This window comes from Pseudobutyrivibrio ruminis DSM 9787 (assembly GCF_900218035.1).
In the GTDB taxonomy this organism is placed as follows: Bacteria; Bacillota; Clostridia; order Lachnospirales; family Lachnospiraceae; genus Pseudobutyrivibrio; species Pseudobutyrivibrio ruminis.
Window position 1 is genome coordinate 391,675 of the sequence record NZ_OBMR01000002.1, and the last position, 14,914, is coordinate 406,588.

The 14,914-nt window shown below is 40.3% G+C and carries 13 protein-coding genes and 1 riboswitch; of the genes, 2 read left to right on the plus strand and 11 right to left on the minus strand.

Features of this window, described 5'->3' with window-relative positions; genetic code table 11:
- Window positions 1-155: 155 nt before the first annotated feature.
- The 10 genes from CRN97_RS01915 to CRN97_RS01955 form a co-directional block, all read right to left on the minus strand.
- On the minus strand, window positions 156-1,214 hold the full coding sequence (locus CRN97_RS01915; protein WP_097075650.1) for an acyltransferase family protein: 1,059 nt from the start codon (window positions 1,212-1,214) through the stop codon (window positions 156-158).
- Window positions 1,214-2,803, minus strand: coding sequence for a peptide chain release factor 3 (locus tag CRN97_RS01920; protein WP_044937722.1), 1,590 nt, complete (start codon window positions 2,801-2,803; stop codon window positions 1,214-1,216). Before CRN97_RS01920 ends, CRN97_RS01915 begins: the two co-directional genes overlap by 1 nt.
- 100 nt (window positions 2,804-2,903) lie before the next feature.
- Window positions 2,904-3,077: a 30S ribosomal protein S21 gene (gene rpsU, locus CRN97_RS01925; protein ID WP_028236498.1), complete on the minus strand. Its 174-nt coding sequence runs from the start codon at window positions 3,075-3,077 to the stop codon at window positions 2,904-2,906.
- Window positions 3,078-3,329: 252 nt separating this feature from the next.
- Window positions 3,330-5,981 carry an alanine--tRNA ligase gene (gene alaS / locus CRN97_RS01930; RefSeq protein ID WP_330400056.1) on the minus strand — a complete coding sequence of 884 codons (2,652 nt, stop codon included), beginning with the start codon at window positions 5,979-5,981 and terminating at the stop codon, window positions 3,330-3,332.
- A 19-nt stretch (window positions 5,982-6,000) separates the two neighbouring features.
- Window positions 6,001-6,162, minus strand: coding sequence for a hypothetical protein (locus CRN97_RS14080; RefSeq protein WP_177175544.1), 162 nt, complete (start codon window positions 6,160-6,162; stop codon window positions 6,001-6,003).
- A gap of 98 nt (window positions 6,163-6,260) precedes the next feature.
- Window positions 6,261-7,190: a cobalamin biosynthesis protein CobD/CbiB gene (locus CRN97_RS01935; protein WP_097075652.1), complete on the minus strand. Its 930-nt coding sequence runs from the start codon at window positions 7,188-7,190 to the stop codon at window positions 6,261-6,263.
- Between the two features lie 3 nt (window positions 7,191-7,193).
- Complete coding sequence (locus CRN97_RS01940; protein ID WP_097075653.1) at window positions 7,194-8,030, minus strand: DNA-3-methyladenine glycosylase 2; 837 nt, start codon at window positions 8,028-8,030, stop codon at window positions 7,194-7,196.
- Between the two features lies 1 nt (window position 8,031).
- Window positions 8,032-8,793 (minus strand): MBL fold metallo-hydrolase, encoded by a 762-nt coding sequence (locus CRN97_RS01945; RefSeq protein ID WP_097075654.1) that lies wholly within the window; start codon window positions 8,791-8,793, stop codon window positions 8,032-8,034.
- Between the two features lie 150 nt (window positions 8,794-8,943).
- On the minus strand, window positions 8,944-10,056 hold the full coding sequence (locus tag CRN97_RS01950) for a DUF5692 family protein (RefSeq protein ID WP_044937715.1): 1,113 nt from the start codon (window positions 10,054-10,056) through the stop codon (window positions 8,944-8,946).
- 140 nt (window positions 10,057-10,196) lie between these two features.
- A complete protein-coding gene (locus CRN97_RS01955) occupies window positions 10,197-11,138 on the minus strand; it encodes a diacylglycerol/lipid kinase family protein (RefSeq protein ID WP_097075655.1) in 942 nt (313 codons plus the stop codon).
- A gap of 104 nt (window positions 11,139-11,242) precedes the next feature.
- Here CRN97_RS01955 and CRN97_RS01960 point away from each other — a divergent pair, with 104 nt between their 5' ends.
- Together CRN97_RS01960 and CRN97_RS01965 are read left to right on the plus strand one after the other, a co-directional pair.
- Window positions 11,243-12,520, plus strand: a complete 1,278-nt coding sequence (locus CRN97_RS01960; protein ID WP_242961985.1) for a chloride channel protein — start codon at window positions 11,243-11,245, stop codon at window positions 12,518-12,520.
- Window positions 12,521-12,658: 138 nt separating this feature from the next.
- Window positions 12,659-12,734, plus strand: a riboswitch (cyclic di-GMP riboswitch).
- A gap of 101 nt (window positions 12,735-12,835) precedes the next feature.
- Window positions 12,836-14,575, plus strand: a complete 1,740-nt coding sequence (locus CRN97_RS01965; protein ID WP_097075656.1) for a methyl-accepting chemotaxis protein — start codon at window positions 12,836-12,838, stop codon at window positions 14,573-14,575.
- A 58-nt stretch (window positions 14,576-14,633) separates the two neighbouring features.
- On the opposite strand, the gene CRN97_RS01970 is transcribed toward CRN97_RS01965, so the two are convergent.
- Window positions 14,634-14,914, minus strand: a 281-nt coding sequence (locus CRN97_RS01970) for an IS3 family transposase (protein WP_143483228.1), incomplete at its 5' end; no start/stop codon positions are given.

Consider the following 14,914-nt stretch of genomic DNA (forward strand, 5'->3'; position numbering starts at 1 on the left):
CCGTTCGGAACAACTGTTCGTTTCTTTAATATAATAATAGTGAACCTGTTTATAAATGTCAACAAAAAATGGGATAAAAAAATTCGAAAAAATAAAAGACAGTGACATAAGTCACTGCCCAATAATATACACGGTATGAAAAACATCGTCAAGCTTTATTTTAGCCTCAAACAAGGCTTTTCGATGCAATGCCAGCTTATCCAAGCCAGCGGTATAACGATTAGTAATGTGTACAACATATTTAAATAAGGATCCATAGACATGGTGTGATATATCTCGGTAGGTGTGCCGATGCACTCCACTAATGTCTGCTGGATTGGGAAGGCCATGATGTATATTCCGTAGGACAAATCTCCTACTTTATCGTACCAGGTGGCCACAAAGCGCTTTTGGAATGCAAGATAAAAAATAATGTAAGATCCAAAAATACAAAACGTGATAATGAAATCTGCAAAGAGAATTCCAAGCACAAGCCCTGCAATAGCAACCAGTGCTATCTTCCAGGAAATCTTGATATAATCCCCGAACAGGTAGTAGCACATTCCCATTGCAAAGAACATACCAAGCTTAGAAAAATTCAGCATGAAGCTTGCTGTAAGTGGACCGATGTCCCCAGGGCTGTTGTATGCGTAAAGAATATAGATGCCACCTAAAGCCACAACCAGAAGTATTCCAGATGCCTTAAATCGCTTCCATAGAGGCGAAATAGCGGCCACAATGACATACCACATAACTTCGTACATCAAAGTCCATAAAGAGCCGTTTAAGCTGTGATTATAGTGGTAATTGTACACACCTGGCAAAGTAGTGGTGGCGTGAATAAAGAAAATATTCTTTAGGAAGCCAAGAATATCCCCCTGCATATACTGCTCAAAGCTATATTCCGATAGAATTGGCCCCAGCACAAAAGCCATAATCATCACAACCACAAAAAGCAGCGGCCAAATACGAAGAAAACGAGCCTTGAAATACTTCACTACGCTCTTCGTTCTGTCGAAACTTCTGCAAATTAAAAAGCCACTAATGATGAAAAAAATGTACACCGCAATTCCACCAGCCAAAGCCTTGTGGTTGGTAAGTGTGTAAAACACATCCTTTGACTGATCAGCAATGCAAATCGCAAAGGCATGCATATACACAACCATAAGACTGGCAATAAGTCGAATTATGTTAAGGTTATTTTTTCTATCAATAGCAGCTTCGTTTATAGTCATTAATTTGTACCGAATTCAGATAAAACTAATCCTTCATTTCTATCCTGAACCATTCCAACAGACCAAGAATTTACAAATAAAAGAAGTGGTCTGTCCTTTAAGTCCTTGATTTTCTTCATATCAGATGTACCAGAAATCTTATCTAAATCGTAGTCTCCTTCAATCCATCTTATATGCTCATAAGGTAAGTTTTCAAGAGCAATCTCAACGTTGTATTCGTTGTTCAATCTATATTTTAATACATCAAACTGAAGAACACCAACAACACCTACGATGATTTCCTCCATACCTGTATTAAACTCCTGGAAAATCTGGATTGCACCTTCCTGGGCAATCTGTGTGATTCCCTTCATGAACTGCTTACGCTTCATTGTATCAATCTGACGTACGCGGGCAAAATGCTCTGGAGCGAATGTTGGAATACCCTCGAACTTAAATGGCTTTTTAGCAGATGTGAATGTATCACCAATGCTGTAAAGACCTGGATCGAAAACACCAATAATATCGCCAGCATAAGCCTTATCAACGATTTTACGCTCATCAGCCATCATCTGCTGAGGTGCTGAAAGCTTAGCCTTTCTACCACCCTGAACATGTAAATATTCCTTTGTGGCATCGAATGTTCCTGAGCAAACACGAAGGAATGCTACTCTATCACGATGAGCCTTATTCATATTAGCCTGAATCTTAAATACGAAAGCTGAGAAATCCTCAGAGAATGGGCTAATCTCACCAGCATCACTCTTTCTAGGAAGTGGGCTGTATGTCATCTGAAGGAAGTGCTCAAGGAATGTCTCAACACCAAAGTTTGTAAGAGCAGATCCAAAGAATACAGGTGAAAGCTCACCCTTTGTAACAAGCTCCTGATCAAACTCAGCACCAGCTCCATCGATAAGCTCAAGCTCTTCCATAAGCTGATCGTACTTTTCCTGTCCGATTTCATCCTTAAGAGAAGGATCATCGATAGAAAGAATACGCTCCTCACCCTGCTTTGTACCCTTTTGTGTGTCAGAGAACATACGCACAGTGCGCTCGTTTCTATCATATACACCCTTGAATCCCTTACCTGAGCCAATTGGCCAGTTAACAGGAACTGTGGCGATTCCAAGCTCATTTTCGATATCGTCAAGAAGCTCGAAAGTATCGTTTGCATCACGGTCCATCTTGTTGATGAATGTGAAAATAGGGATATGTCTCATAACACAAACCTTGAAAAGCTTTCTAGTCTGTGCCTCAACACCCTTTGATGCATCGATAACCATGACTGCAGAATCGGCAGCCATAAGTGTTCTATATGTATCCTCGGAGAAATCCTGGTGTCCAGGTGTATCGAGGATATTTATGCAATAGCCATCGTACTCGAACTGCAAAACAGAAGAAGTAACAGAAATACCTCTCTCCTTCTCGATTTCCATCCAGTCCGATACTGCATGTCTTGCTGTAGCTTTTCCCTTTACTGAACCAGCTAAATTTATCTGTCCTCCGTATAGAAGGAATTTTTCTGTAAGGGTAGTCTTACCTGCATCGGGATGGGAAATAATTGCAAAAGTACGACGTCTCTTAATCTCTTCTTCAACTGAACGTGCCATATAACCTCCAAAATAATATACTTTACGTAAACCGAAAAATAGCCTGTACCCAAAACTGGTACAGGCCATGATTTCATAAATTCTTAAACATAAATTTTAATTAAAATTTACGCTTTCTAGCAGCCTCAGACTTCTTCTTACGCTTTACTGAAGGCTTCTCATAGTGCTCACGCTTACGAATCTCCTGCTGGATACCAGCCTTAGCACAGTTTCTCTTAAATCTACGAAGAGCGCTGTCTAATGATTCGTTTTCTTTAACTGTAACATATGACATAGTCTATTCCTAACCTCCCTCCATCTGGGGACTTGTACTTAATACTCTAAAGCACTAACAAGCATTTTAGCATAAATCAAGTATTTGTCAACTATATTTTTATATTATTGCGTCATCCAAGTATATCTTGCTCCCGGAGGCCACCTTCCATACCTCGCTAGGCAATCTCCCCCTTCGGGGTTCCTTCCTAGCTCATATGGAGCCTTCCTCCTCGCGCTTGCCAAGGATATGGGGACGCAATTTATACAACTCTTAGACCATACTTGCTAATACGGCTTTGGCTTCGGCAAGGGCATCTGGAATGCCTGCTGGGTTCTTTCCACCAGCCTGAGCCATGTTTGGACGACCACCGCCGCCACCGCCAACCTTAGGTGCAATAGCCTTTACAAGGTTACCAGCGTGTGCGCCCTTTGACTGAGCTTCATCTGTAGCCATAACAACAAGGTTTACCTTGCCATCACAGTCAGATGCTAGAACGATAACGCCCTCGCCAAGCTTTGTCTTAAGGTCGTCGCCAAGGTCGCGAAGTCCGTTCATATCTACACCAGCAACTGAAGTAGCAAGAAGCTTAACTCCATTAACCTCTTCAACTGAATCCATAACATCACCAACAGCAGCCTGTGCAGCCTTTGCCTTCATAGACTCAAGCTCTGAGTTTGCCTCCTTGAGCTGCTTCTGAAGATGTGCAATCTTTTCCTCAACATCTGCTGGCTGACACTTGAGAGCAGCAGCTGCAGCGTTAAGCTTAGCTTCGATATCTGCATAGTATTCGAATACAGCAGCACCTGTGATAGCCTCGATACGACGTGTACCTGAAGCAACACCTGACTCTGAAAGAATCTTGAATGCTGAGATCTCTGATGTATTTGCAACGTGTGTACCACCGCAAAGCTCTGTAGAGAAATCTCCCATCTTTACTACGCGAACTTCGTCGCCATATTTCTCACCAAAGAGAGCCATAGCACCGCTCTTCTTTGCTTCGTCAATTGACATGATAGCTGTTGTAACCTCAAGTCCTTCAGCAATCTTGTCATTTACCATCTTTTCAACCTTTGCAATTTCCTCATCTGTCATTGCTGAGAAGTGAGAAAAATCAAAACGTGTTCTGTCAGCATCCTGGTAAGAACCCTTCTGCTCTACGTGTGTACCAAGTACCTCACGAAGTGCCTTCTGAAGAAGGTGAGTAGCTGAGTGGTTCTTGCAGATACGAGCTCGGCGAGCATCGTCTACCTTGAGAGTAACCTTATCGCCAACCTTGATCATACCAGAAACCATCTGACCTACGTGGCCGATCTTGCCACCCTTAAGCTTGATAGTATCCTTTACTTCAAACTCGCCGTTTGGTGTGCTGATGATACCTGTATCACCAATCTGACCACCCATTGTAGCGTAGAATGGTGTCTCTGGAACGATAATTGTTCCAACTGTTCCTTCTGCGATAGTATCAACGATTTCTGTCTCTGTTGTAAGAACAGTAACTGTTGATTCTGATGTAGTCTTGTCGTAGCCTACAAACTCAGAAGTAACATTTAAATCGATATCATCGTAAACAGATGCGTCAGCACCCATGTAGTTTGTCTCTTTACGAGCAGCACGAGCCTTCTGTCTCTGCTCTTCCATGCAAGCTTCAAATCCAGCAGCATCGTAGCTGAATCCCTTTTCCTCAAGGATTTCTGCTGTAAGATCTACAGGGAATCCGTAAGTATCGTAAAGCTTGAATGTATCCTCTCCTGAAAGCTCCTTTGAACCAGAAGCAACAAGCTTCTCTTCCATACCAGCAAGAATCTCAAGACCCTTGTCGATAGTTTTATTGAACTGGTCTTCCTCAGCTGTAAGAGTCTTGAAGATGTACTCTCTCTTCTCCCAAAGCTCTGGATAACCATCCTTACATTCATTGATAACTGTCTCTGCAAGCTTAGCCATGAATGTGCCCTGGATTCCAAGTGCACGACCATGCTTTGCAGCACGACGGATAAGACGACGAAGTACGTATCCTCTACCCTCGTTTGAAGGTGTAACACCATCAGATACAAGGAATGTAGATGAACGAATATGATCTGTGATAAGACGGATTGAAACATCGTCAAGAGCATCTACCTGATACTTCTTTCCTGACATCTCGCAAATCTTGTCACGGATTGCCTTCATAGTATCGATATCGAAAACAGAATCAACATCCTGCATAACTACAGCAAGTCTTTCAAGACCCATACCTGTATCGATGTTCTTCTGCTCCAATTCTTCGTAGCCGCCATGGCCATCGCCATTAAACTGAGTAAATACGTTGTTCCATACCTCCATGTAGCGGTCGCAATCGCAACCAACCTTACAATCTGGCTTGCCGCATCCGTATTTTTCTCCACGATCATAGTAAATCTCTGAGCAAGGACCACAAGGGCCAGCACCATGCTCCCAGAAATTGTCGCATTCGCCTGTCTCTGGATCACGATAGAAACGAGTGATGCGCTCTGGAGCTACACCGATTTCTTTTGTCCAGATTTCGAAGGCTTCTTCATCCTCTCCGTAGATAGAAGGATAAAGTCTGTCTTTGTCTAGTTCGAGAACCTCTGTAAGGAATTCCCATGACCAGGCAATTGCCTCATGCTTGAAATAATCACCAAATGAGAAATTACCAAGCATCTCAAAAAAAGTAAGATGGCGAGCCGTCTTACCTACATTGTCAATGTCTCCTGTTCTAACACATTTCTGACATGTTGTAACGCGTCTACGAGGTGGAATCTCCTGTCCAGTAAAGTATGGCTTAAGTGGTGCCATACCAGCATTGATAAGCAATAAGCTGTTATCATTATGTGGTACAAGAGAAAAACTATTGAGGCAAAGGTGACCCTTGCTCTCAAAAAACTCCAAGTAGGCGCGTCGTAAATCATTAACACCGGTATTCAAAACAATAGTCCTCCAAATATTATTCTTCGGAAGAAGCCTCTGTTACTTGCTCAGAAACACCCTTCTTCCTGTCGCTAGACTGGCGGAGCTTAATTCCAATAAAACCGCCACAAACACCTATAGCAACTAGTATGATCATTTTAATCAGATAACTTGCAAAACTAGATAAAAATGCAGACATAGCAATTCCTCCTAATCACAATATTTATAGCCAATTAAACCTATATTACATACTTGGTTAGATTATAATCCAAAGTATTTTTAAATTCCACCCGTAATTCAGAAAAATAACAATAAAATCACGAAAATTGCCTGGCATACCATAAAACTATTTTTCAGTAGATTTACTGCTTTATTTATATCTGATGCCTGGATTGGCTTATCAAAATCTCCTATCTTGCCATCATCCAACCCTATTTCCAAAGCTCCTGCAAATGCAGAAATAGCTTTTTTTCTATCTCGCAGATGAATGAATCTGGCGTTTTTGCCGTTGAATCCGCCGAAAGTATGTCTTGCGCAAAACACTACAAGAGCACCACTAAATCTTGATGGCAAATAATCAATTATTGAATTAAGCTTTACAATAGGCTGACCAAAATAATCGTATCTAGCATTGTATGTGCCTGTTTCGAAGGTGCCAATCTGCCCTTCTATAATATCAAGGGCTCTGTAGATGAATCCGCCAACAGGACCAAACAAAAACATTACAAACAATGGTGACAGCACACTATCCGACGCTTCGTTTGCAATGTAAGTGATAGTATCGGATGTTATGCCTTCTTCTGTATCAACTTCCACCTGACATCCAATCAAAATGCTGGCCGTGTGCTTCATTGCAGCTACACCGTTTCCATAATAATCTGCAACTACGCCAAGTCCACCATAATATAATCTGTTGAAATTCAAACAAAAGTAGGTGGCCAAGGCCTCAAAAAGCACACCAAACCATGTGTGGATTTCATATGTAAGCATTGTAAAAAAGGTAATGCCGGCAAATACTGGAAATATAACGAGAATAATCAACCAAGCCCCAAGGCTTCGCTGCTTTGACTTCTCCAGAAGGATAATCTCATCTCCCAGCAAGGCTCTGTCCAAAAACTTTACCCAATCTTTAATTGTGTCGAAAGGATTCCACATGCAATATATATTTCCAAATACATAATCCAATATGGTTCCTAATAAAAGTGCAATAATATGATATTTAAACATTACTCAGCCTTTTCTCTTATGATAAAACTGTAATTGTTGAACATACCCCTGAAAACCAGGATACTCTTTATTTATATAATCAAGATAAGCATCTTTTGTGTAATCACTGTAATCTTCCGAGATAATCTTCTTCATCCATGTGTCAATTGGATAACTTTCCATAAAATGGAATCCGTAAAGCATAATGCAATTTGCCACCTTAGGCCCTACGCCCTTGATTTTAAGCAAGGCATCCATAGCCTCCTGGTAAGGTAGCCTGCTAATAGCTTGAATATCAAGCATTCCCGCTGCTACTCTTTCCGATATTCCTTTTATATAGTCTGCGCGATAGCCCAGGGCTGTGCCGTCCATCAGCTCAGCTTCTGGAATAAACGCCAGCACATCAGCCTTTGGAAAATGAATTCCATCTGAATATCTGTCACACAGAATCTGGATGGATTTCTTTATCTTAGGAATGTTGTTATTCTGAGAAATCACATAAGATATGAAAACCTCCCACAAATCCTGCCTGAGGATACGCATTCCGAAAGCATCCTTCAATGAATCCTTTAAAAACTTATCATCGCTTTTGCGGATGATATTGTTGTAAGAAGTGTAATCTGTGTCGAAATCAAAATATCTGCACCAGAAATCCCACTGACTTTCTTCACAGGCAAAATCCCATGTGTCCTTCTCCTTGTTTAGGTAGAAATACACATCGTTATCACCGGAGCAGGCACTGTAGGTGTCAGGCATGCCATCAGCACCGGCAGTCTCTTTCTTCATTCTAAAAACCTGTCCAGAATTCATGATAATCTCTGGATTAAATTCTTCCGCTGTAAGACTCTTGCTAAAAACCATTCTAGTCCTCTATCTCAAAAATCATATTTTCCCTGTCTATATCCACAACTCTCTCCCTAAGATTTGCAATATCTGGACGACTTTTGAATCGCTCAATCCATTTGTAATCTCCCCACATATGCATCGGGAAGATATTGTCGCAATCGATGTTTTTGATGAAGTAATCCAAGCCAAGGAAATATCCATCCTCCCCCATTCGAGAATCCAATGGGACAAATCCTATATCAAAATGCTTATTTAAAATAGATTTCAAAGCTCGCTTGTACTCGCGACCGTATACTTCGCCGTATAGCTCCCCTCGACCTTCAGCATTCCACCAGTTTAAATCCCCTGCATGATAAATGTTCATTCCCTTTACGCTGATTACGAATGCCACTCCCGCATCTGTAGAACGAAGGGTTTCTATAGTCATATCATCCACCTGATACTTCTTCATGGATGTTACAAACTGAATCTTGTCTTTTATGGATAAATCGAAGCCATTTCTAATAAGATAGTTGCGTCCTAATCTAATGTCCTTCGACAAAATAAACTTGATATTATCTCTTGAATCAGCAAGACGAAGATTTTCAAGCCACCAATGATCCTTATGGCTATGACTTGCAAAGACATAAAGATATTTATCAGGATCAAGCTCAGGAAGGCAACCATGAAACTGTACAGTCTCTGCCATCACCGACTTATCAAAATAATCGAATAACAAATATCTATCATCAAGCTCCACCAGGAAGCTACTATGCATTATATAGTAAACTTTATACATTATTCTCTCCCAACAGGCTGCTCACTCGCAGTCTTTCATATTCTTGTAAGTATTATACCTATATTTAGATGAATTTAAAATACCATTCACTAAATATTGATGAACACAAAAAAGGCACCCGCCTGAGCGGATGCCTTAAAGTCTCATGAATTATTTTGCTGCACGAGCCATAGCCTCGTCGAAGTCCTTTGTTCCTTCGAATACGCAGTTTGAATATGGGTTTCCACCGATTCTGATTGCGTTTCTGATGATAACAGAGATACATACAACGTTAACTGCAAGTGCCATCATAGCTACGAATCCCTGCATTGAAGGATCAGCTGTGATACCCATTGCTGCGATAGCATCGTTAGCTGCTGCTGTCTTGCCCTGGCCTGCGTTGTAAAGAGCGATAGCCTTCTCATAAAGATCCATTGTTGTAACACCAGCCTCTGTAGCGCCACCGTATACACGTGGAAGTACAGCTGCGAATGTACCCTTTAACTGGAAGAGAGGTACTACCTGAGCCCACATACACCAGATTGCAAGTGTGTTAGCACGGTTCTGGATCCATGCACCCTTGTTCCAAAGTGCGTTAGCAAATGTAGGAGCAAGAAGAAGTGCAACACCACAGTACCATGTATGTGTAGGAAGGTTAAGATATGTGTACTCAAAGTTCCATACATCATATGCGATGATGAACCAGATTGTCATATCTGGCCAGATCATATCTGCCTGATTCTTGTCGTTTGATGTGTAAAGCTTTACACAACCTGTCATACAGAAGATGTTGATCATACCAGCAAGAGCGTTAACAACGTTCCACCATCCACCGTAGATAAATACACCTTCGTTTGAGCACCACCAAGCACCTGAAAGGTCGCCTGTGATTGAGTATGCTGCAAGAGCAGACTCCATATCTGAAACATTAGCAATCATGATGTTTGCTGCTACGATGAACCATGGCCACCAAGCAAACCATTTTTCTTTACCAATGCCCCACTTATACTTGATCATCATGAAGCCGACGCATCCGATATCTGCTGCGTAGAGCTTGAAGTAATGGAACCAACCATCCATATAAGCAACAGTTGGGTTTGCTGCACCGCCGAATAAACCAACGTGTGCAAGAATGAAATAAACTGTAAGAATACATGGGATGATTACAAAGATAATCATTCCGCCGACCTTTGTACGACGGCCGAGTTCGTTCATGAGAATTAATCCTGCAAATACAAGGCACCAGCCAAGGATCTGCCAAAGATTAGTGATTTGGAAAAACATATCCATCCTCCTTAATAATTATTAGAAATTAAAAGAGAAACTTCTTCTCTTTCCCTCAGTTTCTATTATACTTGGTCGTCAAGAAAATAACAATAATTTGCTTAATAAAAATTTAATACATTTTTAAGAATTTGTATTCCTTAAAAACCCCTAATTTTCAACTTTGAGGGCAAACATTCAAAGGTGATTTTTTTATAAAATCCAACATGTTCACCATCAGCGTGTACACACATTTGGTCATCCATAGATATCTCTAATTTATTAAATTTTAATAAATCAAATCCATTCTTACCTTCATGCTTTCCAGCAACCAGAAATGGTAATAATCCAAAGCATTTTATTCTACTTATATCATGAGCTATAAATGCTGTAAGATATCCCGAATCCGCTGTAGCCTTTGGAGCCATAGGAATGCCACCGCCCTCTGCCGGGCAATTCATAGCAGCCGCAAAGATGGTGCTTTTAATATTTCGCTCCTCTTTTTTCCCATCAAAATAGGTAGTAACAACTGCATCTGAAAATGGCATTGTAAAAATGTCACCAACAGTAAGAAGGCCGTATGTAGCTGAGCCAAGGCCAAATTTATTTAAGAAAGTTTTAAGCTTACTAGTGAGTGCCTGCAAGCAAACATAGGCATCCACTCCTATACCAGAGCTAACACCAAAGAGTCTGCTTTGCTCTTCTCCATCTTTATTATAAGTAACCTTTCCTATATCAATACATTTGAAACCATCATCCTTAAGGGCTCGTTCTAAAATATCAATGGCGCTTCCTTCCAGTCCTATGCCCTTAACAAAATCATTGGCAGAGCCTGATGGCAGCGGTGTATATAAGGTATGTTCAAAATCTGCTATTCCATTAAGTGCTTCATTTAAAGTGCCATCTCCACCCATAACAAATAAATGAACGTCCTCTCCTGAAGATGTGGCATTCTTTGCAAATTCAGTTGCATCATAAGCCTTGGCTGTAAAGTGAACCTCGTAATCTACGCCTTCACTTTTAAGATATTCTTCTATCTTATTCCAAACACCTTCAGCTTTTCCTGTTCTACTCGCTTTGTTTACAATAAATACGTTTTCCATATTGTCTCCCAAAAAATATTTCTATAATAATTTTGTATATTTTATCAGGCAAAGTCAATGTATTTGTGTTAGCATACATTATATAAAATTCAAAGAGGGAAAATATGGATAATAGAGAATTTAAAGAAACTTTATTTCACAAAATCGATCACAATGGTCATCGAGCAATGTCTGTTTTCAGCTGGACAATCGCATCCATCATAATAGGTGTTCTAGTAGGATTATTTGCTACCGCCTTCGGACTTAGCATGCGAAAAGTCATATCTGTCCGTGAATCCAATCCATGGCTTATATATTTTTTGCCAGTTGGCGCAGTTATAATCACATATATATATAAGAAGATTCTTAAGGTAAAAGACAGCGGAACAAACACCGTTATTGCTGCTATTCAGTCAGATGAGCGTCTTCCATTTAGACTTGCTCCACTTATTTTTATAGCTACATTACTTACTCACTTGGTAGGTGGTTCTGCAGGTCGTGAGGGAGCCGCTTTACAGATGGGCGGTGCCATCGGAAATGGTATTGGACGTGTCCTTCACCTTAGTGATACCAACAAAAAGACAATGATTATGTGCGGTATGAGCGCAGCATTTTCTGCTTTATTCGGCACACCAATGGCAGCTGCTATTTTCTCCATGGAAGTTATTTCAGTTGGAATCATGCACTACGCTGCACTTGTTCCATGCGTTATTTCTTCTCTTGTGGCAAGATACATCGCTGCATACTTTGGACTTTGCGCTGAGATTTACCCAATTGAAGTTATTCCAAAGTTTACAATAAAAACAGCAATTATCATCTGTATATTTGCAATAATATGTGGTTTTGCTTCTATTTTGTTCTGCACTATGCTTCACAAATACGAAGAATTCCTTAGCGGCAAAATCATCAATCCATATATTAAAGCAATAGTCGGTGGTACTTCAGTTTTAGTTCTTACATTATTGGTTGGGAATCAAACATACAACAGCACAGGCTCTTCTATAATAATGTCCTGCTTCACAGGAGCATCCATTGGGTTAGGAGCTTTCCTTTTAAAAATGATATTTACCACCCTTACATTGTCCTGCGGATACAAAGGTGGTGAAATTGTTCCTACTCTGTTCATCGGTGCTACACTTGGAGCAGCAATCGGTGGTTTAATAGGATTTCCTCCAGCTCTAATGGCTGCTGTAGGAATGGGCGCTCTGTTTTGTGGTGTTACCAACTGCCCTATCTCAAGCTTACTAATATGCTTCGAGCTCTTTGGTTACGAGCCAATGCCTTACTTCTTACTGGCAGTTGCCTTCAGCTATTGGGTTTCAGGCTATACAGGCTTATACAAATCTCAGAAGATTGTATACAGCAAGTACAGAAGCAATTATATTGATAAGCATGTACAATAAAATTATTCTGTAAACCAATTCAATTATGCAAAACTGTCAAAAATGATAAACAATTAACAAAAGTAGTTGCCAACCTAAAAATCAGCATATATAATTGTGACTGTTTTCAAGCAAATTGTGAAATATTTGTGAACAAACGCTTTATATGGGCAAAACAAGCGAAAGCTTGCGACGCAAAACTATAGGGACTTTAAAATGTCAGCCAGTTGCAACTACTTAAAATATACACTCGAATTCTAAGCATGGTGTCATATTATATGTCCCATGCTTATTTTATTGTCGAGTTAGATTGTATTGCAATCGGAAAGGTTTAACATGAAAAAGAACAAGAAATTGGTGCGCCAGGTATTATTATTGGCTTCTGCGTTAGCATTGCTTATGGCCACAACAATAGCTATTATCGGAATCTCTTTCGTCAAGAAAGCATATTATGACTCTTTCGAGGAAGAACTTCATGCATCTGCAGTATTCCTTATGGATGCAATGGATCACGAATGGAAGGGTGATTGGTCAGTTGCTTCAAACGGAACTATTCTAAAAGCAAATTTTGCTGTTCACGATGATTTTCAAGAGCAGCTTGACAATTTACATGAACAAACAGGTATGGACTTTACAGTCTTCTACGGAGATACCCGTTATATCACTTCCCTTGTTGATTCTGAGACTGGTGAGCGTATGGAAGGAACAAAAGCCTCAGATGTTGTAGTGGAAAAAGTTCTCACAAATGGAGAAGAATATCTTGCAACAAACTTTACTATAGATGGTAATGAGGGAAAATGGTACGCATACTACTTACCTCTCACAAATTCTGATGGTTCAGTTGTTGGTATGGTATTTGCCGGAAGACAAAACGAATCTGTAGAATCTGCTTTATGGCACGCTCGTTTCATAATCATGGGCGTATATGTATTCTTCTTCTTCCTTAACCTTTCAATTGGAACATGGTTAGTACATAGATCAACAAAGGCTATTCAGGATATTGTTGATGGTTTGAAGAAGCTTGAAGACGGTGAGCTTTCATTCTACATAGATAACCAGACATTTGACAGAACTGATGAAATTGGTGTTATCGCTGAAAGTTCTGCTGAGCTTCGCGATAAGCTTACAGATGTTATTCAGACAACTCTTGATCTTTCAGAAGAAGTTACAAAATCTGGAGAAAACCTTGCAACATCAGCTGATACTGCCCTTCATGTAGCAGATCAGGTTGCAAACGCTGTAGAAGATATCAGCAAGGGCGCCGTTGCTCAGGCTGAAAACGTTGAAAACTCATTATCAAACACTACAGAAATGGGCGAAAGCATTGATGATATCACTTCAAGTGTTAAGGAGCTTTCAAAGGCTGCAACAGAAATGCTTGAAGATGCAAACCACACTGTTGATGCAATCAACGAGCTTATGCTTCAGAACGAACAGGTTATGGTAGCCATGACAGAGATTCACAGCCAGATTCAGGCTACAAACGATGCTGTTAAAAACATCGCTGATGCTTCAAGTGCTATTACATCTATTTCAGAGCAGACTAATCTTCTCTCTCTTAACGCTTCTATCGAGGCTGCCAGAGCTGGTGAATACGGTAGAGGATTTGCCGTTGTTGCTTCTGAAATTGGTTCCCTGGCTATCCAGTCAAAGGATGCAGCTGTTTCAATTAATGGAATCGTAGATAAGCTTGTAGAAGAATCACAGATGAGTGTTGATACAATCGAAAAGCTTAACGTAGCATTCAACAAGCAAAACGCTCAGCTTAACAGCACAAAGACAGATATGGACGGTGTTGTTAGCAACGTAAACAGCGTCGATATTAGTACAAAGACAATTGCTGATAAGGTTGAACTTCTCAACAGCCTTAAGGCAAGCTTCAACGATATTATTTCAGAGCTCTCTGCTATTTCTCAGCAGAATGCAGCATCTTCACAGGAGACTACTGCTTCTATGGAAGAGCTCAACACAACATTTGCTATGATTAACGAAGCTGCTGGCGAGCTCAAGGAACTTGCCGTAAGCCTGAACGATAAGATGAACTACTTCAATATAGACAATACCGTCATAGAGTAAATAAAAAAAGAACCAGTAACTTGATATGTACCCAGAATCCTGGACACATATTTATGAACTAGGCTAAACACATGGATGCTACCCTGTATTGTACAGGTGGCATCCATTTTGTTTTTGCCTGAATTCTTTTGTTATTATAGTAATCTATATATTCTTCAACTGCTTTTGAGAATTCTTCAAAAGAAGAATAATCTTTCTCATAGCCATAATACATCTCATTTTTTAATCTTCCAAAGAATGTCTCCATAATACAATTATCATAGCAGTTACCTTTACGAGACATGGATTGGATAATACCATGCTCCTTTAAAGCAGTTCTATAGTAAGTATGTTGATACT